This window comes from Streptomyces sp. NPDC050211, from assembly GCF_040656035.1.
Lineage (GTDB): Bacteria > Actinomycetota > Actinomycetes > Streptomycetales > Streptomycetaceae > Streptomyces.
Genome location: NZ_JBFALC010000061.1, coordinates 1 through 17,910 on the forward strand (window position 1 = coordinate 1; position 17,910 = coordinate 17,910).

The following is a 17,910-nucleotide window of genomic DNA, read 5'->3' on the forward strand; positions in this document are numbered from 1 at the left end:
GCCGCGCGGGACTGGAAGGGCGGCGGGCAGCGGGGACAGCTCCCGACCGCCGTCGGCTCGCTCCTGCCGACCCCGTCGACCTCGGAGAACACCGGGCCCGGGCACGCGGCGCAGGGCGGGATGAACCTGCGCCACGTCGTCTCCCTGCTGCCCACCCCGCGCGCGTCGGAGAACGAGAACCGGCAGACCAAACGCAGTCCCTCGCAGGAAGCGGGCACGCACGGCAAGAGCCTGGCCGCCGAAGTGGGGGAACTGCTGCCGACGCCGACCGCGACGGACTCGAAGAGCAGCAGCGGAGCGAACCCGGACTGGGGACATGGGCAGACGCTGACGGACGCGGCCAGGAGCGTTGGGGCCAGTACGCCACGGCGGTCGAAAGGTGGGCGCAGGTCATCGGCCGCCCCGCTCCCAGGCCAGCTGACGCTATGGGACGGCTGAACCCGCCGTTCGTCGAATGGCTCATGGGCCTCGACGCCGGGCACGTCACCGCCGTCCCCGGCCTGTCCCGCTCCGCCCAGCTCAAAGCGCTCGGCAACGGCGTGGTCCCGCAACAGGCCATCGCCGCGCTCCGCTTCCTCGCACCCGCCGCGCTCCCCGCACGTGTCGCCGCCTGACCTGCGGCCTTCACCCCAAGACCTCCGAGGAGGGGCTGAGTATGGGCAACGCCGATATCCGCCGCCTGGACAAGGAGATCCAGAAGACGGCGAAGAAGCTGGAAGCCGTACGGCGCGGTGAATGGTGGCCGCTGAACAGCTCGGAGCGCCGCGCCATGGCGCGCGCCATGGCCGGCGGCGCCTACCGGGTCGCTCGCGGCCGCAGTGCCGGGCGTGCCGAGCAGCAGATGGACACCACCGGTTCCGCTGCCGAGATGCGGCTGAACGCGGAGCTGTCCGCCCTGCACGCCGAGCGTCAGCGCCTCATCACCGAGGCCGCCCGCGCCAAGGCCAAGAGGAAGTCTTCCGGCTGGTTCTGACCAGCCACAACAACGGGGTGGCCGCTCTTTCCACGGACCCGGCCACCCCGCGTTCCTCCCTCAACTCCCGCCCCGGAAAGGGGCAGTCAGGAGCAGTTCCAGCATGACCGAGAACGTGGTTCACCTCCACAAGGCCACCGACGCCCCGACCGGCGACACGGCCCCCACCGTGCTGACCGTAGTGCCGGACGCCCCGTCGGCGGCCCGGGTGCCGCTGTGGGTGCGCTCCGGCCGCGCCCTGAAGTCCGCCGCCACCCACGAGAGCACCACGACGGCCGCCCGCGCGGTGGCCCGCCACAGCCTGTACACGTTCAACGGGGGCAGGATCATGGCCCGCCGCACCTGGGACGGCCGCACCGGCGCCCGCTACGAACGCATGCTCCGCGCCGCCGAGGCCGCCGGAAACTACGAGGTCGCGGAGGAGTGGGAGGAGCGGTTGCAGCGCTTCCGCGAGGCCCGCCACCGCCGCCGCATGGACCTCCTCCACTCGCCCGTAGAGGTGGCCAGGGGCGCCGCCGTCGGCACCGGCATGGGCATCGGTTTCCTGGTCGCGCTCGGGGTGGTGATGGCGCTGAACACCAAGGAAGTCGGCGACGTGATCACGCCGTTGAAGGCGATCATCGACTTCATCGCCACGCTGATCCGGATCGTTCAGGTCATCTGGCCCTACGCGGTCGTCATCGGCCCCCTGCTCGCCCTGCTCGGCATGTGGTCGGTCGGCAGCAAACAGCAGGCCGCACCCCACTGGGCGCTGCCCGCGAACGTCCGCAACGGTGAGGGCGAGCCGATCACCCCGTCCATCGTCGTCAAGGCCCTGCGCGACCTCGGCGTCCCCGCCCTGCGCAACGCCATCAAGGAGATGGGCGACGCCGGCGCGAGCATGCTGGGGCCGATCACGATTGCCGGATGCGGCGTCGAAGTCGACGTCACCCTGCCCTCCGGGGTGGCCACGAACGAGGTGCAGTCCAAGCGCCGCAAGCTCGCGGAGAACCTGACCCGGCACGAGCATGAGGTGTTCATCACCATCCCGCAGGCCGCGCGCACGGTGCGGCTGTGGGTTGCCGACTCCGGCGCGCTGGATGAGCCGATCGGGCCGTCGCCGCTGGTCACCGACGACACCATGACCGCCGACTACGCCAAGGGCCGCGCCCCCTGGGGACAGGACCTGCGCGGCGACGCCGCCGCGCTGAGCCTGTATCAGCGCCACCTGCTCATCACCGGCCTGTCCAACCAGGGCAAGACCGTCGCCCTGCGCTCCCTGGCCCTGTGGCTGTCGCTGGACAAGTCGGTGCAGTTCCTGATGGGCGACCTCAAGGGCGTCGGCGACTGGGCCATGTTCGACGGTGTCGCCACGACCCTGATCCAGGGGCCGACGGATGAGCACGTGATCCAGGTGACCGAGATGGTCGAAGGTGCGGTGGATGAGATGAACCGCCGCATCCAGGCGCCGCCCGGCACCGTGTTCCCGCCGCTGATCGTGCTGGTGGATGAGGCGCAGGTGGCGTTCATGTGCCCGGCCAAGGACGACGCCAAGCGGCCCTACGGCGGCTCCAAGGCCAACTCCCGCTACTTCATGGCGGTCCGCAAGATTCACAACCAGGGGCGTGCGGTCAACGTCCTGATGTGGCAGGGCACGCAGGACCCGACCAACGAGAACCTGCCCAAGCTGGTCCGCGAGGGCGCCCACACGCGTGCCTCGCTCGCGCTGGGCACCGAGTCGCAGGCCCGCATGGCGCTGGGGGACAAGGCGGTCGACGGCGGCGCCGCCCCGAACCTGCTGCGCCCGGGGCTGGACCGGGGAACCCTGGTGGTCGCCTCCGACGGCATCACCATTCCGGCCGGACAGTCGTCGATCACGGTGCGCACGCACTACATCGACGACGACGCGGCCGAGGTCATCACCGACCGCGCCAAGGCGATGCGCGACGGTGTCACCACCCTGCACGCCATCGAGCGGGGCGCGGAGCGTGACCCGCTCGCGGACATTGCCAGCGTGGTCGGGGAGGCCTCCCGGGTGCGCACGCAGGACGTCCTCAAGCGGCTCGCGGTGCTGAACGAGGACGTCTACGGCGGCTGGTCGTTCCTCGACCTCAAGCGCGTCCTGGAGGGCACCGGAGCCGAGCCGTACAAGTCCGACGGCGTCATGGTCATCAGCCGTGACCGGCTCGCGCGCGCCCTCGCCAACCGCGATGGCGAGGGTTCCGCTTCCGCCGACGGATGACAGGGAGCCGACCCCGTCCGGGTCAGGGAGGCAGGGAGAACTCCCTGAACGCCTCCCTGCCCTGCCTCCCTGGATCTGACCTGCACGAATGATCGTTCAGGGAGGCAGGGAGGCCCGCAGGTCAACGCCCCTGAAACCTCCTCCACAGCGCACCCGGCAGGGGGTGTCTCTGCCTCCCTGCCCCATCGCCGGAAGGGATTCCGCATGTACCCCGAACACGTCCACCGTCCGCCCGCTGAGCGGGTCGTGGAAGTCCACCAGCCCACCCCGATCACACCCGCCGCCGTGACCCCGGCGCCTCTCGTTCCCGTCCAGCCGGGCCACGTCCCGGGCGTGGCGAGCGTCGTCCTCCCGGACGGCCGCGTGGTCACCGGCTACGCCCTCAACCCCGTCCAGCCCGAACCGCTCGCCGCCAAGCCGCCCGCCTCCCGCGCGGCGGTGAACGTCGCCCTCGGGGGCGTCGGGTTCCTCGCCGTGTGCGGCGGACTGCTCCTGCTCACCACGTTCATCACCGCCCTGACCGCGCTCATCACCCAGCTGATCACCCTCGCCGCCGTGATCTTCGGCGGGTGGATCGCTGTCCAGGTGTTCAGCGCGAGCGGCCACAAGGGCGGGACCACGGTCAACATCCGCAAGGCCGTGATCAAGCGCAACCACTTCCATAGCTAGGGCTCCGCCCCCAGGTCGGACCGCATCGCGGACGTCAGGGCAGTGTGGGCATCTCCGTAGCGGGCCTTTCCCCTGGCGTACTCGTCACCATCTGCCATGACCCCGGCTGAAACAGAATTCAGCAGGTCCTGAAGCCTGCGAAACACGTCTTCTGCCGGGACCACGACTGACTGTGGCGCGACGATTGACAGTTCGTATCGCAGGCCGACGCACGGCTCGAACGCGTCCCATACCGCCCGCCTGCGCTGGTCCAGCGGAGTCTCCGTCTCCCGGGCCATCAGGCTAATCGTGTGCCGTGCCTTGGCCACAGCCGCCAAATACGAGCCGTACAAGACCCGGCGGGTTTCAGCCTGCTGCTCGCCCCGTTCCCGCCGCCAACGACGGCGTTCCAACACACCGGCCGACACGGTGGCGATCCCGCCTCCCACCACGGTGCTGACCAACGCTAGCCACTCCACAGGCATCCCCCAGACCAGGTACCTGCCCAACAGCGCAGGCGCGACCCCTTCCGCCAAGACCGGGCCGCGCCTGCCAGCCAGTCACCCATCAAGGAACTGGAGACATCCAGCATGACCCATGACGCCCGATCAGCGCTGCTGCACGCAGCGCTGGACGCCGCCGCACGCGGCTGGCACGTCTTCCCCCTGCGCCCCGGCACCAAGCGCCCCGCTCTGCACGGGGAACGCGCCTGCACCGGTACCGGGCCGTGCGCGAGCGGCCACCGGAAGTGGGAGCAGCGCGCCACCACCGACCCCGACCGCATCCAAGCCGCCTGGACACAGGCCCCGTTCAACGTAGGCATCGCCACCGGCCCCTCCGGGCTACTTGTCGTCGACCTCGACGTACCCAAGGACAAGGGCAGTTCGGACGCGCCTGACGGCGCGACGACCTTTGCAGCGCTCTGCGAGCGCGCCGGGCACGCCGTTCCCCACACCTACCGAACCCGGACCGCGAGCGGCGGAGAGCACCTGTACTTCACCGCCCCCGACGACATCCGCCTCCCCAACACCGCAGGAACCGTAGGGCAGTTGATCGACACCCGTGCGTGGGGCGGCTACGTCGTAGCGGCGGGCAGCCTCACCCCCACCGGACGGTACGAGGCTCTGTGCGCCCCCGTGACGGCCTGTCTGCCGTCCTGGCTCCAAACCATCCTGCAACCGGCCCCCAAGCCCGCACAGGCGCCCACAGGGCCCATCGTGGAGCAATCCCGTAGATATGCGGATGTAGCACTCGCCAACGAGACCCGGAACGTGGCCACGGCCGCCGACGGCACCCGCAACGCCACCCTGCTGCGAGCCGCACGCGCCATGGGACGGCTGATCGCGTCCGGCGACCTCACCCGCCCCGTGGTCGAGCAGGCTCTTAGGGAGGCAGCGGGGGCCAACGCCACCCAGCCCCAGCACTACTACGACGACGTGATCCGGCGCGGACTCGACTGGTCCATCGCAAACAACACCCCACAGCGGAGGGCGGCATGACCACCCCTCGCCTCGCCCCTAAGAGCCTCACCGGCGCCCGGCCCGCGCTACCCGCCGCCCGACCGTCCCAGCCCCGCCCGACCGTGGGCGAGCCGAAAGGCGCCGCCCGCAAGGGCGTCCGAACTCCTCTTCGCTCTGAGCCGCAGACCGGAGACGGCCGGTACCCCGTCGCGTGGCTCACCATCACAGCGCCGCGCGGCGCCGTGCCCACCGCCACGTCGAAGTGCCTGTGCGGCAGGGACCGCTGCGCCATCGGCTACCGCCGGGTGCTGGCCCTGATCGCCGACCACGAAGACCACCGTGAGAACTGCCCGTTCCGTGTCTCACCGGAAGGGAGGACCGCAGCATGATGGACACCCGCCCCGACCACGATCCGAGCGAGGAACTCCCGCCGCCGTCCAACCCCCTGGCCGTCGCTCGCCGCCTCCTGCCGGACTGGCAGAGCGAGGACGGACAGTTGGTGCGCCGGCGCTGGCGCGCGTCCTGGATGCACTGGACGGGAACGTGCTGGCGGGAGATGGACGAAGCACAGATACGCGCGGCCATGTACACCCGCCTCGAACACGCCGTCTACCTTGCCCCGGTCAAGGACGGGGAATTCGAGGAACGCGACTGGGCCCCCACCAAGCAGAAGATCGGCAACCTTCTCGACGCGTTGGGCGCCATCACCCTGCTGCCCACCGACACCGATGCTCCCGCCTGGATCGATGGCGACAACGCGGCGGATGGTGGGCCGATGGTGGCGTGTGAGAACGGCCTGCTCAGGATCCGGGATCGCGCGCTGCTGCCGCACGGGCCCGGGTTCTTCAACCTGGTCTCCGTCCCGTTCGCCTACGACCCCGCCGCGAGGGCACCGACGTGGGAACGCTTCCTGGTACAGATCTGGCCGAACGACCCCGACGCCATCGCCGCTCTTCAGGAGTGGTTCGGCTACGTCCTGTCCGGCCGGACCGACCAGCAGAAGATCCTGCTCATCGTCGGCCCGTCCCGCTCCGGCAAGGGCACCATCGCACGCGTGCTGAAAGAGCTGGTCGGAAAGGAGAACCTTGCCGGGCCCACCCTCGCGGGACTCGGCACGAACTTCGGCCTGTCCACGCTGATCGGCAAGCCTCTCGCGGTCATCTCCGATGCCCGGCTGTCCGGCAACGACAACAGCCAAGTCGTCGAACGGCTATTGACGATCTCGGGTGAGGACACCATCGACATCGACCGCAAGTACCGCGCGGTTTGGACCGGCAAGCTGCCCACCCGGCTGGTGATCTTGTCCAACGAACTGCCGCACTTCGGCGACTCCTCCGGCGTCATCGCCCGCCGCTTCGTGCTGCTCAACATGCGGGTGTCGTGGCTGGGCAAGGAAGATCCCACCCTTTTCGACCGGCTCACAGCGGAGATGCCCGGCATCCTCAACTGGGCACTAGAAGGGCTCGCCCGTCTCCAGCGCACGGGCCGAATCACCGAACCGGCATCCAGCCGCGAGGCAGTCACCACCATGCAGGACACCGCCTCTCCCACGTCCGCGTTCATCCGTGAACGCTGCACCACCGGACCCACCTGCTCCGTGCCCGTGGACGCTCTGTGGACGGTCTGGCGGGAATGGGCCGAGGACAACGGCGTACGCCCCGGCACGAAGCAGGTGTTCGGCCGCAACCTGCTCTCCGTCGTCCCCCAGCTCAGCCGCTCCCGCCCCCGCGACGCATACGGCCGGCAGGTGGTCACCTACACCGGGATCACGCTGAACGTGTCCGAACCACATTTGCCTGAGTCGCGACTCATCGCGTCTCAACACCGCTCTGAGAGCCGCTGAGTGCCGATGAGTCGCGACTCAGAGCAATGTATTTCCAACTCGTGGAGGACTCAGTGAGCGCGCCCGCCCCCGCCAGAGACGACCCCCGCGCCATCCTCCGGGGAAACCTTCCGGATCGGTACCTCACCGCCGACGACATCGCCGTGATCTTCAAGGTACCGAAACAGACCGTCTACCAGTGGCGCAAGAAGCGCATCGGCCCGCCCGGATTCCGCATCGGCAAGTACATCCGCTACGACCCCGAGGACGTACGCGAGTACGTCACCGGCCGCAAGAACGCCGACCGCGACGCCGCCTGACAACACCCGCCAGAAACAGCAGGGGAGAGCCGCTATGAGCGGCTCTCCCCTCGGCATGTTCAGAAGGGATCGCCGCCCCATGGCAGGCCACATCCAAGACCGCTGGTACAAGACCGAACCCGACACCAACGGCAAGCCCCGCCGCGTACGCACCGAGCGCTACGGCACCGGCATGCGGTACCGCGCCCGCTACATCGGCCCGGACGGCACCGAAAAGAGCAAGTCATTCCCGGACGGACAGAAGCGACTGGCCGACCAGTGGCTTGCCCACATCGAGGCCGACATGTCGCGCGGCCAGTACATCGATCCCGTCGCCAGCCGGGTGACGTTCCGGCAGTACGCCGAGAAGTGGCTGAGCACGCAGACCACCGACATGACCACACGAGAGTCAGTCGATTCCGCGATCCGCGGCCATGCGATCCCCTACCTCGGCTCGCGACCGCTCGGCTCCTTCAAGCCGGAACACATCCGAGACTGGCTGAGCGAATTGGAGCGGGCCGTTCCCGCCTCGTCGTACCGACGCGTGATCTACAACAACGTGTCGATGGTTCTCAACGCGGCCGTCGACGACGGCCACCTGTCGAAGAACCCCTGCCACGCGCAATCCGTGCGGCCCCCTGCTGCGGGAACTGGTCGCGTTGTGCCGTGGGCCGCAGAGCGCGTCTTCGCCGTGCAGGCAGCGCTGCCGGAGCGCTACCGCTCGATGGTCGACCTCGGAGGCGGGTGCGGGCTCCGGCAAGGGGAGATCTTCGGGCTTCCGGTCGACGAAATCGGCTTCGACTCCGGATGGCTGCACATCGCGAACCAGGTGAAGGTGACGAAGCAGGGTCTCGTGTTCTCCCCGCCGAAGCGGAACAAGATCCGTGACGTTCCCTTGCCGGACCGCGTGGCGCACGTCCTCAAGAGGCACATAGAGACGTTCCCTCCGGTAGAGGTCACGCTGCCGTGGCTCCGGCCGGACGGTCCGCTCGTCACGAAGCGGCTGCTGTTCACCCGCCTCGACGGCGCGGGCGCGGTACGACGAACCGACTTCAACGACCGCACCTGGAAGCCCGCTCTCGTCGCGGCCGGAGTCATCCCCGCCCCGAAGCCGGGCGAGCGCCACCAGGCCGCCCGCGAACACGGCATGCATGCGCTCCGGCACTTCTACGCTTCGGTCCTGCTGGACGCCGGCGAGAACATCAAGGCCCTGAGCCACTACCTCGGGCACAATGATCCGGGCTTCACGCTCCGGGTCTACACGCACCTCATGCCGAGTAGCGACGCACGGGCCCGGAAGGCCGTGGACGGCCTGTACGAGGGCACCGACTCGGCGCCGGACGGCCCAGGGACGGCCCAGGGCGAGTGAGACACGCTGGGGCCGACGGTCCACGACCGTCGGCCCCATCCGCCGAATCAGCGAGAAACCCGCTTTGACCTGCGCTACAGAACCGGCAGAGACTTCCGGAGCTCGAACGCCGTCACCTCGGAGCGGTACTCCTCCCACTCCTGCCGCTTGTTGCGCAGGAAGAAGTCGAAGACGTGCTCGCCCAGGGTCTCGGCGACCAGGTCGCTGCGCTCCATCAGGGACAGCGACTCGCCGAGGTTCTGGGGCAGGGGCTCGATGCCCATCGCGCGGCGCTCGGCGTCGGAGAGGGCCCAGACGTCGTCCTCGGCGCCCGGGGGGAGCTCGTAGCCCTCTTCGATGCCCTTGAGGCCGGCGGCGAGGAGGACGGCGTAGGCGAGGTAGGGGTTCGCGCCGGAGTCCAGGGAGCGGACCTCGACGCGGGCGGAGCCGGTCTTGCCGGGCTTGTACATCGGGACGCGGACGAGGGCCGAGCGGTTGTTGTGGCCCCAGCAGATGTACGAGGGGGCCTCACCGCCGGCGCCGGCGGTGCGCTCGGAGCCGCCCCAGATGCGCTTGTAGGAGTTGACCCACTGGTTGGTGACCGCGGAGATCTCCGCGGCGTGCCGCAGCAGGCCCGCGATGAAGGAGCGGCCGACCTTGGAGAGCTGGTACTCGGAGCCCGACTCGTAGAACGCGTTGCGGTCGCCCTCGAAGAGGGACAGGTGCGTGTGCATGCCGCTGCCGGGGTGCTCGGAGAACGGCTTCGGCATGAAGCTCGCGTGGACCCCCTGCTCCAGCGCGACCTGCTTCATGACCAGGCGGAACGTCATGATGTTGTCCGCCGTGGAGAGGGCATCGGCGTAGCGGAGGTCGATCTCCTGCTGGCCCGGCGCGCCCTCGTGGTGGGAGAACTCGACCGAGATGCCCATCGACTCCAGCATCGTGATCGCCTGGCGGCGGAAGTCCTGGCCGACGTGGGTGGGGGTGTGGTCGAAGTAGCCCGAGTTGTCGGCGGGGGTGGGGCGGGAGCCGTCCAGCGGGCGGTCCTTCAGCAGGAAGAACTCGATCTCCGGGTGGGTGTAGAAGGTGAAACCCAGGTCGGAGGTCTTGGACAGCGCGCGCTTGAGGACATAGCGCGGGTCGGCGAAGGACGGGGAGCCGTCCGGCATGAGGATGTCGCAGAACATGCGGGCGGTGCCGGGGGCCTCGGCACGCCACGGCAGGACCTGGAAGGTCGACGGATCCGGCTTGGCGATCATGTCGGACTCGTACACCCGGGCGAAGCCCTCGATCGCGGAGCCGTCGAAACCGATGCCCTCGTCGAACGCCTGCTCGAGCTCGGCCGGGGCGACGGCCACGGACTTGAGGAAGCCGAGCACGTCGGTGAACCACAAGCGTACGAACCGGATGTCGCGCTCCTCCAACGTCCGGAGCACGAACTCCTGCTGCTTGTCCATCTTCCGCTTCCCCATCCTTGCTGGTCAGGCCGCCTGCCCCAGAAACTGTGCGAGGCGGTCGGGCACCTGAGCATCACACCACAACACCATTTCGTGCGCGTTGCGGACCCTGATCGCCCGGCCGACCTCGGCGTGAACGCCTCCGATACGGCAGGTGTACTGCTCAGTGCCCATAGTGCCCCCTGCCGCCGACATCCGTAATTCCTGTGCCCTCTCTTCGAGAGGTCACCCCTTCCCCATTACGATCAGCTGACCCGACCGTTCCCTTGCCTAGAAGGACACACTCCATGGGCTCCGCCAAGAAGAGCAACTCCGCAGAGCGCAAGGCGCGAATAGAGGAGATGCGGCGCGCCGAGCGTGCCCGCGAGCGCCGCAACCGCATCCTCACCATCACGGCCAGCGTGGTGGTCGTCGCCGCTCTCGCCGTCGGCGGTGTCGTGCTCGTGCAGTCGCAGTCCGACGACGATGCCGCGGCGAGCGACTCCAGCACCGGCAAGTTCGTCACGGGCAAGGACGGCGTGAAGACCTGGGAAGGGAAGCTGAGCCGCACCCACGTCACCAAGGACGTGAGCTACCCGATGGAGCCCCCGGTCGGCGGCGACCACCACCAGGCGTGGATGAACTGCAACGGGGACGTCTACACCGAGGAACTCAACAACGTGAACGCCGTGCACTCCCTGGAGCACGGCGCGGTCTGGGTGACGTACACCAGCAAGGCGGCCAAGAAGGACGTGGACGCGCTGGCGGCGAAGGTGAAGCAGACGCCGTACACGCTGATGAGCCCGGACGAGAAGCAGAAGGACCCGATCATGCTCTCGGCATGGGGTGCCCAGCGCACGGTGACGAGCGCGGACGACCCGAATGTCGCCAAGTTCTTCGAGAAGTACGTCCAGGGCGACCAGACGCCCGAGCCGGGCGCCGCCTGCACGGGTGGGCTGTCGAAGTGAAACGGGCGCAGGCCGGCTGGATCGCGGGGGCCGCGGCGGCCACGCTCGTCGCGGCCGGCGCGATCACCTACGCGGTCGCCGGGGACGGCAACTCCGGTGTCGAGCCGCCCGCCGCCGACTCCGCGGACGCCGGTTTCGCGCGCGACATGGCCGTACATCATCAGCAGGCCGTGGAGATGTCGTACATCGTGCGCGACCGCACCGACGACACGGAGGTGCGGCGACTGGCGTATGACATAGCACAGACGCAGGCCAACCAGCGCGGCATGCTGCTGGGCTGGCTGACCCTGTGGGGGCTGCCGAAGGTGTCGTCGGACCCGCCGATGACCTGGATGGACATGGGCGGCATGGCCTCCGGCAAGGACGGCGCGCTGATGCCCGGCATGGCCACCAACACCGAGATGGAGAAGCTGGGGAAGCTCGACGGCAAGCAGGCCGAGATCTTCTTTCTGCAGCTGATGACGGACCATCACAAGGGCGGTGTCCACATGGCCGAGGGGTGTGTGCAGCGCTGTTCGGTCGGCGTGGAGAAGGATCTCGCGCAGGGCATGGTCGAGGCGCAGGAGTCGGAGATCCAGCTCATGGCGGACCTGCTCAAGAAGCGCGGCGCGCAGGCGCGTTGAGCTTCGCCGAGGCGGACGTATGCCTCAAATCCCTTGTGCATACGGTTCCTTGGGTGCTTCTTGGCCGAGCCATGCCCCCCTGATTCCCCTGGCGTGAACGGTTCCTCGCGAGAGTTGCCACCGTCGAGTGATCACTCGCGACGAACCGCATCCAGGGGGTTTCATGAGATCCAACCGCGCCAGGGCACGCGCCATGGCGGGCATCGCGGCGACGCTGCCGATGCTCGCCGGGGCGCTGGCCTTCGGCATACCCGCCGCGCACGCCGCGGACAACCCGGGCCGGGACCTGCTCGCGGGCACCAAGCCCGCGTGGGCCACGACCAAGGCCGACAAGGGGGCCGCGCCGGACAGCTCCGCGGTCACCGCCCGGGTCTACCTCGCCGGCCGGGACGCCACCGGTCTCGCCGCGTACGCCAAGGCCGTGTCCGACCCGCGTTCGGCCTCGTACGGCAAATATCTGAGCGCCGATCAGGCGCAGACCCGCTTCGGTGCGACGCCGGCCCAGATCGCCGCCGTCAAGGCGTGGCTGACGTCCGCGGGCCTGAAGGTCACCGGTGTCGCGCAGCACTACGTCTCCGTGACGGGTGACGTGGCCGCCGCCGAGAAGGCGTTCGGCACCCAGCTGCACACCTACACCACGGGCACGAAGACCTACCGCGCGCCCGCCAGGACCGCGTCCGCGCCCGACAGCCTGAACGGCGCCGTCCTGACCGTCACCGGCCTGGACAACGCCCCGCACCGGGCGAGCCACGACGACCAACTGCCCGGGCCGTCCACGGTGTTCAAGAACGCCGGGCCGTTCTCCTCGTACTACGGCTCGAACGTCGCGAGCACGCTGCCGGACGCCTACGGCACCAAGATCCCGTACGCCGTCCAGGGCTACACCGGCAAGCAGCTGCGGGCCGCGTACGGTGCGGGCGCGCACACCGGCAAGGGCGTGCGGGTCGCCATCACCGACGCGTTCGCCTCGCCGACCATCGCCTACGACGCGGCGAGCTACGCGAAGAAGCACGGCGACGCCGCCTGGAAGACCGGCCAGTTGCGCCAGGTGCTGCCCAAGAAGTACACGCACACCGGCGCCGACGAATGCGACGCCGCCGGCTGGTACGGCGAGGAGACCCTCGACGTCGAGGCCGTGCACGCGGTCGCGCCGGACGCGAGCGTCACGTATGTGGGCGGCGCGTCCTGCATGGACGACGACCTGCTGGACTCGCTCAGCAAGATCGTCGACAACCACCTCGCCGACATCGTCTCCAACTCCTGGGGCGACATCGAGGCCCATCAGACGCCGGACCTCGCGGCCGCCTACGACCAGGTCTTCCAGTTCGGCGCGGCCGAGGGGATCGGCTTCTACTTCTCCTCCGGCGACAACGGCGACGAGGTCGCCCACACCGGCACGAAGCAGGTCGACACCCCGGCCAACTCGGCCTGGGTGACGGCGGTCGGCGGTACGTCGCTGGCGGTCGGCAAGGGCGACTCGTACCTGTGGGAGACCGGCTGGGGCACCCAGAAGGCGCTGCTGTCCGACGACGGCAAGAGCTGGGTGGACTTCCCGGGCGCGTACACCTCGGGTGCGGGCGGCGGCACCAGCAAGACGGTCGCCGAGCCCTCCTACCAGAAGGGCGTCGTGCCGTCCTCGCTGGCGCAGGCCAACAGCGCCTCCGGCAACCGCGTCGTCCCGGACATCGCGGCCGTCGCCGACCCGAACACCGGGTTCCTCGTCGGCCAGACGCAGACCTTCCCGGACGGCTCGCAGCAGTACAGCGAGTACCGGATCGGCGGCACCTCGCTCGCCGCGCCGGTCATCTCGGCGGTGCAGGCACTGGCCCAGGAGGCCCGCGGCGGGAAGGCGATCGGCTTCGCCAACCCGGCGATCTACGCCCAGTACGGCTCGACGACGTACCACGACGTCACGGACGCCCCCACCGGCTCCGGACTCGCCGTGGCGCGCGTCGACTTCGTCAACGGCTACGACGCGAGCGGCGGCCTGACCACCTCCGTCCGCACCCTCGGCACCGACAGCTCGCTGAAGGCGGTCAAGGGGTACGACGACGTCACGGGCGTGGGGACACCCGCGCGGGGCTACGTGGAGTCGTACCGCCGACGGTGACCGCGAACGGGGTGGCGTGGGGTGCCCACACCCCACGCCACCCATCGCGTCGCTCTGACGATTACACTGAGCCCGTGCCTGACTTGAACTTCTGGTCGATCTATCAGCACGGCTTCGCACGCGTCGCCGCATGTACGGGCCACACCGTCATCGCGGACCCGCACGCCAACGCCGAAGCAGTCCTGCGCCACGCCCGCCGTTGCGCCGAGGAGGGTGTCGCCGTCGCCGTCTTCCCGGAGATGGTGCTGTGCGGCTACTCCATCGAGGACCTGCTGCTGCAGGACGCACTGCTCGACCATGTCGAGGAGGCGCTGCGCGAGGTGGTGGCCGGGTCGGCCCAGCTGCTGCCGGTCCTGGTCGTCGGCGCCCCGCTGCGCCATCGCAACCGCGTCTACAACTGCGCGGTGATCGTGCACCGCGGCCGCGTCCTCGGGGTCGTACCCAAGTCGTACCCGCCGAACTACCGGGAGTTCTACGAGCGTCGGCAGATCGCCGACGGCGCCGACGAGCGCGGCGGGTCGATCCGCGTCGGCGGCGAGACCGTGCCGTTCGGCGTGGATCTGCTGTTCGCGGCGGAGGACGTCCCGGGTCTCGTGCTGCACGCGGAGATCTGCGAGGACATGTGGGTGCCGGTGCCGCCCAGCGCCGAGGCGGCCCTCGCCGGCGCGACCCTCCTCGTCAACCTCTCCGGCAGCCCGATCACGGTCGGGCGGGCCGAGGACCGCAAACTGCTGTGCCGCTCGGCGTCCGCCCGGTGCCTCGCCGCGTACGTCTACGCGGCGGCCGGGCTCGGCGAGTCGACCACCGACCTGTCCTGGGACGGCCAGGCCATGGTCCACGAGAACGGCGTGCTGCTGGCCGAGACCGAGCGGTTTCCGCTCGGCGACGAGTACGCGGTGGCCGACGTGGACCTCGACCTGCTGCGGCAGGAGCGGCAGCGGATGGGCACGTTCGACGACAACCGCCGGACACACCGCGCCCGGACCGCCGACTTCCGGACGGTCGAATTCACCCTCGATCCGCCGCTCACCGACCTGGGGCTGCGCCGTCGCCTGGAGCGCTTCCCGTTCGTGCCGGCCGACGCCGATCGCCTCGCCCTGGACTGCTACGAGGCGTACAACATCCAGGTCGAGGGCCTCCAGCAGCGGCTGGCGGCGATCGGCGGGCCGAAGGTGGTCATCGGGGTGTCCGGCGGCCTCGACTCCACGCACGCGCTGATCGTCGCCGCCCGTGCGATGGACCGGGCGGGCCGCCCACGCAGCGACATCCTGGCCTGGACGCTGCCCGGCTTCGCCACCAGCGACCACACCAAGGACAACGCCCACGCGCTGATGCGTGCCATCGGCGTCACCGCGGCCGAGCTGGACATCACGCCGACCGCGCGGCTGATGCTGGACGAGATGGGCCACCCGTTCGCGTCCGGCGAGCCGGTGTACGACGTCACTTTCGAGAACGTGCAGGCCGGACTGCGTACCGACTACCTGTTCCGGCTCGCCAACCAGCGCGGCGGCATCGTGCTCGGGACCGGTGACCTGTCGGAGCTGGCGCTCGGCTGGTCGACGTATGGCGTGGGCGACCAGATGAGCCACTACAACGTCAACTCGGGCGTTCCGAAGACGCTGATCCAGCACCTCATCCGGTGGGTCATCAGCAGCGGGCAGTTCGACGAGGAGACGGGCAAGATCCTCGCGGCGATCCTCGACACCGAGATCAGCCCGGAGCTGGTGCCGGGCGAGGAGATGCAGTCCACGGAGTCCAAGATCGGCCCGTACGCGCTGCACGACTTCACGCTCTTCCATGTACTGCGGTACGGCTTTCGGCCGTCGAAGATCGCCTTCCTGGCCTGGCACGCCTGGCACGACCCCGAGGCCGGCGCCTGGCCACCGAACTTCCCGGAGGCCAAGCGGGTGGCGTACGACCTCCCGGAGATCCGGCGCTGGCTGGAGGTCTTCTGCCGTCGCTTCTTCGCGTTCGCCCAGTTCAAGCGCTCGGCCATGCCGAACGGGCCGAAGGTCTCGGCGGGCGGTTCACTCTCCCCGCGCGGCGACTGGCGCGCACCGTCCGACAGCTCGGCGGGGGTGTGGCTGCGGGATCTTGCGCGCTTCGACATGCCCGAGGCGGGACGGTAACGGTCCTGGAGGATGGGCGCGGTGACCGTGCCGGAGGCGGGGCGGTGGCCGCTCAGTGGTGCAGCGCCCGACCGGTCGGGTACGTGCGCGGCGACCACTCGCTCGCGCCCGGCCGGCGGAGTCTCCCAGTGGAGGTCCACCCCGGCGGCCAGGGCCAGACCATCCAGCGTGACGCTGCTGCTGGCGCTGCAGCCGGCGTAGGCGGCCGGAGATCGGCGTCAACTCGGCGCCTGCCGGCGACGTACTCGGCGAAGGCCGCGATGCCGACCTCCGCACGCCGTTCGTCCAGGTGATCAGCACAACAGTGAAGCTCCCCCAACCGGCCGATAGCCAAGCCCAGTTGGGGGCGCGTCCCGTCCCGGACGGCGGGCGGGGCGGGTGTCATGCGTGTTGCCCTTGCGCCTCACAGCGCCCAGGAAGTGGCAGCCATCCGGTTTGGCGCTGCGAGCGCTCAAGCGCCTGTGAGTAGCCCTCGCGGTAGGGGTTGCCGTCGTCCGGAGTCACACGCCAGAACGTCTCTGCTGTGGCCTTGGACTGCCGATGGGCCGGATTGAGCCCCGTGTGTTTGAGGCCCCAGACTTCAGCCGGCAACCGCCCATTGTCAGTTGGCTGTGCCCGCGCCCCACACGTCAGACACTCGGCCGAGTAGATGCCCGTCGGTACGCCCACGCCACTTTCCGGCCTCAGAGTCCATGCGGCAGCCCTGATGATCGAACGCGTCACGGCTCCCTCTCACTGTCCGTGCGTGTACCGGCAGGTGCGACCCTCGTGCGGCAGCCTGGCGCGTTCGCGGGCGCTGGGTGGTCGTCGAGCGCGCGACACAACGCCGCGTGCAGGTGCTCAGCTTCCACCAGGGACAGCGTCAGCTCGGCGTCCGTAGCCTGCTCCCCGTTGCGGGACAGGCGCAGCGGCAGGGCCAAGCGGTCGTCATCCGTGCGGTGCAGACTGAACGTCGCCGACGCCCTCCGCGCGATGTCCTACGAGCCGTTCCACCACCCCCTGAGCCTCCTCGGCGTCGCCTGACCAGCACCGATACAAGATCAAAAGGTTTTGCAACAGCCTTGCCGGGCAGGGTCCGGGGCGCGCTGTAGCGCCCCTGGTACCACCGGCCGCAACCAGGTGTACTTGAGCACCGGGAGCGGTCCCTAAGGCAGGGCTGTTCACTTCGTCTGAGTGGACGGCAACGCATGATGGGGGGCCGGGAGTTGCGTGCGATCCGTGAGCATCCGTCCGGGAGGTTGCGCCACATTCTGAGCACACACCGGGAGCCCGGCAGGACCGTCACCTACTACAGGGCGTATCCGTTCACAGCCAGTCGACCTGATCAAGGGAGTAGCGTTACCGCTGTACCCTGCAGCGAGTGTAATGCTGTGATCCGGCTGCGCATCCACTCCATAGCGCGTACCAAGTGTGCACGGCGGCGTTGGCTAGCCATGGCTTTACTGAGCCTGTTGCTAGGTATCGCGCTCACGTACGAGGCAATCTTCCGGCCGAATTCGTTCAGCGATCAGTCGGCTGCCCTGGCTCTTACGTCCGCGGTCGTGACGGCTGCCAGCTTCGGGTCCGCTGTTGCCGGGATTGCCCTCTGGTGGTTCGACGACGGTACCCGCATGATTTCACAGCCAAAAGAGGGCCCAAGACATTCGCTGGACCCATGAGCGGCGCTCATGGACCCAGCGAGCGACGAGTCGGCGACTTGAGCAGACAGACGGTGGCAGGCTGGCGGCACATCGAATCTCCGGTTGGGGCAGGCGACTTGGGAAGGCCACCGCTCAACGGGAGCTTCGTTGTGTTCGTGGCGCCCTGCCAAACATCGTCACACCGCTGTGACCAGCACACCTACAAGATCACCCCGACTTTGAATCGCCCTGTC

At 69.2% G+C, this 17,910-nt stretch carries 15 protein-coding genes and 1 pseudogene; 14 read left to right on the forward strand and 2 right to left on the reverse strand.

Annotated elements, in window-relative coordinates:
* The 5 genes and pseudogenes from AB0I98_RS39240 to AB0I98_RS39260 all read left to right on the forward strand — a co-directional run.
* A pseudogene (locus tag AB0I98_RS39240) lies at positions 1 to 438 on the forward strand (hypothetical protein); the annotation flags it as partial.
* Positions 426 to 614 (forward strand): hypothetical protein, encoded by a 189-nt coding sequence (locus AB0I98_RS39245; protein WP_362950261.1) that lies wholly within the window; start codon positions 426 to 428, stop codon positions 612 to 614. The pseudogene AB0I98_RS39240 and the gene AB0I98_RS39245, both read left to right, overlap by 13 nt.
* 41 nt (positions 615 to 655) lie before the next feature.
* Entirely contained in the window at positions 656 to 973 is a 318-nt protein-coding gene (locus AB0I98_RS39250; RefSeq protein ID WP_362950263.1) for a hypothetical protein, read from the forward strand.
* A 103-nt stretch (positions 974 to 1,076) separates the two neighbouring features.
* Positions 1,077 to 3,194, forward strand: coding sequence for an FtsK/SpoIIIE domain-containing protein (locus AB0I98_RS39255; protein ID WP_362950265.1), 2,118 nt, complete (start codon positions 1,077 to 1,079; stop codon positions 3,192 to 3,194).
* Positions 3,195 to 3,398: 204 nt separating this feature from the next.
* Positions 3,399 to 3,863, forward strand: coding sequence for a hypothetical protein (locus AB0I98_RS39260; RefSeq protein ID WP_362950267.1), 465 nt, complete (start codon positions 3,399 to 3,401; stop codon positions 3,861 to 3,863).
* On the opposite strand, the gene AB0I98_RS39265 is transcribed toward AB0I98_RS39260, so the two are convergent.
* Positions 3,860 to 4,306: a hypothetical protein gene (locus tag AB0I98_RS39265; protein WP_362950269.1), complete on the reverse strand. Its 447-nt coding sequence runs from the start codon at positions 4,304 to 4,306 to the stop codon at positions 3,860 to 3,862. The genes AB0I98_RS39260 and AB0I98_RS39265 overlap by 4 nt on opposite strands.
* 126 nt (positions 4,307 to 4,432) lie before the next feature.
* On the opposite strand from AB0I98_RS39265, the gene AB0I98_RS39270 reads away from it, so the two are divergent.
* The 5 genes from AB0I98_RS39270 (at position 4,433) to AB0I98_RS39290 (ending at position 8,792) form a co-directional block, all read left to right on the forward strand.
* Positions 4,433 to 5,341 (forward strand): bifunctional DNA primase/polymerase, encoded by a 909-nt coding sequence (locus AB0I98_RS39270; protein WP_362950271.1) that lies wholly within the window; start codon positions 4,433 to 4,435, stop codon positions 5,339 to 5,341.
* Positions 5,338 to 5,691, forward strand: a complete 354-nt coding sequence (locus AB0I98_RS39275; RefSeq protein WP_362950273.1) for a hypothetical protein — start codon at positions 5,338 to 5,340, stop codon at positions 5,689 to 5,691. The genes AB0I98_RS39270 and AB0I98_RS39275 overlap by 4 nt, the downstream gene beginning before the upstream one ends.
* Positions 5,688 to 7,145 (forward strand): phage/plasmid primase, P4 family, encoded by a 1,458-nt coding sequence (locus AB0I98_RS39280; RefSeq protein WP_362950274.1) that lies wholly within the window; start codon positions 5,688 to 5,690, stop codon positions 7,143 to 7,145. The genes AB0I98_RS39275 and AB0I98_RS39280 overlap by 4 nt, the downstream gene beginning before the upstream one ends.
* A gap of 26 nt (positions 7,146 to 7,171) precedes the next feature.
* Complete coding sequence (locus tag AB0I98_RS39285) at positions 7,172 to 7,444, forward strand: helix-turn-helix domain-containing protein (RefSeq protein ID WP_362950276.1); 273 nt, start codon at positions 7,172 to 7,174, stop codon at positions 7,442 to 7,444.
* A 79-nt stretch (positions 7,445 to 7,523) separates the two neighbouring features.
* Positions 7,524 to 8,792: a site-specific integrase gene (locus AB0I98_RS39290; protein WP_362950278.1), complete on the forward strand. Its 1,269-nt coding sequence runs from the start codon at positions 7,524 to 7,526 to the stop codon at positions 8,790 to 8,792.
* 74 nt (positions 8,793 to 8,866) lie between these two features.
* Here AB0I98_RS39290 and glnA read toward each other — a convergent pair whose 3' ends face one another.
* Positions 8,867 to 10,228: a type I glutamate--ammonia ligase gene (gene glnA, locus AB0I98_RS39295; protein WP_210576288.1), complete on the reverse strand. Its 1,362-nt coding sequence runs from the start codon at positions 10,226 to 10,228 to the stop codon at positions 8,867 to 8,869.
* A gap of 287 nt (positions 10,229 to 10,515) precedes the next feature.
* On the opposite strand from glnA, the gene AB0I98_RS39300 reads away from it, so the two are divergent.
* The 4 genes from AB0I98_RS39300 to AB0I98_RS39315 all read left to right on the forward strand — a co-directional run bounded on the left by AB0I98_RS39300 (position 10,516) and on the right by AB0I98_RS39315 (position 16,037).
* The gene (locus AB0I98_RS39300; RefSeq protein WP_362950279.1) at positions 10,516 to 11,175 is read left to right on the forward strand and encodes a DUF3105 domain-containing protein; all 660 of its coding nucleotides are present in this window, start codon (positions 10,516 to 10,518) and stop codon (positions 11,173 to 11,175) included.
* Complete coding sequence (locus AB0I98_RS39305) at positions 11,172 to 11,798, forward strand: DUF305 domain-containing protein (protein ID WP_362950282.1); 627 nt, start codon at positions 11,172 to 11,174, stop codon at positions 11,796 to 11,798. Before AB0I98_RS39300 ends, AB0I98_RS39305 begins: the two co-directional genes overlap by 4 nt.
* 163 nt (positions 11,799 to 11,961) lie before the next feature.
* Positions 11,962 to 13,908 carry a S53 family peptidase gene (locus AB0I98_RS39310; protein ID WP_362950284.1) on the forward strand — a complete coding sequence of 649 codons (1,947 nt, stop codon included), beginning with the start codon at positions 11,962 to 11,964 and terminating at the stop codon, positions 13,906 to 13,908.
* A 74-nt stretch (positions 13,909 to 13,982) separates the two neighbouring features.
* Positions 13,983 to 16,037: an NAD(+) synthase gene (locus AB0I98_RS39315; protein ID WP_362950286.1), complete on the forward strand. Its 2,055-nt coding sequence runs from the start codon at positions 13,983 to 13,985 to the stop codon at positions 16,035 to 16,037.
* Positions 16,038 to 17,910: the final 1,873 nt, after the last annotated feature.